Below are 1,228 nucleotides of genomic sequence, written 5' to 3'. Positions count from 1 at the left end.
GAGACCTTTGCAAAATACCTCTCTTCACCTTTTCGCTGACAGCCGGAACCCAAACACAGGTTTTCGGCTATTTTTCCCCCCCAATACCTCCTGATTTTACCCAAATATCCCCTTAATCCTCCCCGGACGCCCCATAATCAGGCATCCGGGCCGCCTTTTAGGCGGCAACAGGCACACTTAGCCTGTTAGCCGCTTTCAACAGGTTTAAACACATCGCCTTCAGATGGCTTTGCGCACTCACTTTACACAGACCAAAATAGGCTGCCCGGGCGTAGCGGAATTTACGGTGCAGCGTACCGAAGCTTTGTTCGACCACATAGCGGGTCTTCGACAAATACCGGTTACGCTTCGTTTGATTTTCCGTCAGCGGACGGTTGCGGTGGGCTTTTCGCATAATGCCGTCCAGTAACCGATGTTCTTTCAGATGTTGCCGGTTTTCCTTGCTGTCGTAGCCTTTGTCGGCATAGACGGTCGTACCTTCGGCAATGCCCTCCAGCAAAGGCGACAGGTGGTTGCACTCATGGGTATTGGCGGGAGTGATGTGCAGTTTCTCGATATAGCCTTCCTCATCGGTACGGGTATGCTGCTTGTAACCGAGTCTGTATAAACCGTTTTTCTTTGTCCAGCGGGCATCTTTATCTTTGCTCGGTGTGGTTTGACCGCTGACTTGTCCTTCTTCATCGACTTCTATAGCCTGACGCTGTTTGCTGCCGGCGGTTTGAATAATGGTGGCGTCAATGACGGCGGCGGATGCTTTCTCTACTTTTAAGCCTTTTTCGGTCAGTTGGCGGTTAATCAGTTCCAGCAATTCGGACAGGGTGTTGTCTTGCGCCAGCCAGTTGCGGTAGCGGCATAAGGTACTGTAATCGGGGATGCTCAGTTCGTCAAAACGGCAAAACAGGTTGAAATCGATGCGGGTGATGAGGCTGTGTTCGAGCTCGGGATCGGAGAGGCTGTGCCATTGGCCGAGCAGGACGGCTTTGAACATGGACAGCAGTGGATAGGCGGGACGGCCGCGGTGGTCTCGAAGGTAACGGGTTCTTTGACGATTCAGGTACTGTTCGATCGGTTGCCAATCAATCACCTGATCCAACTTCAATAGTGGGAAGCGGTCGATGTGTTTGGCAATCATGGCTTGGGCGGTTTGCCGGAAGAAGGTGCTCATGAGAAATCCCCTAAATGTCTTGGTGGGAATTTAGGGGATTTTGGGGAATTTTGCAAAGGTCTC

At 51.9% G+C, this 1,228-nt stretch carries 1 protein-coding gene; it reads right to left on the bottom strand.

Translation table 11 applies throughout. The annotated features are described in order from the left end of the window. Positions 1-157: 157 nt before the first annotated feature. Positions 158-1,165: an IS5 family transposase gene (locus DBY90_RS12410; protein WP_107987335.1), complete on the bottom strand. Its 1,008-nt coding sequence runs from the start codon at positions 1,163-1,165 to the stop codon at positions 158-160. Between the last annotated feature and the right edge of the window lie 63 nt (positions 1,166-1,228).

This window comes from Neisseria mucosa (genome assembly GCF_003044445.1).
GTDB lineage: Bacteria > Pseudomonadota > Gammaproteobacteria > Burkholderiales > Neisseriaceae > Neisseria > Neisseria mucosa_A.
Note: the sequence above shows the minus strand (reverse complement) of the source record. Positions and strands in the feature narration are given on the sequence as shown.

Bases quoted from the DNA above. Each gene is read 5' to 3' on its own strand.
- DBY90_RS12410 (WP_107987335.1), bottom strand. From the start codon at position 1,165: ATGAGCACCTTCTTCCGGCAAACCGCCCAAGCCATGATTGCCAAACAC.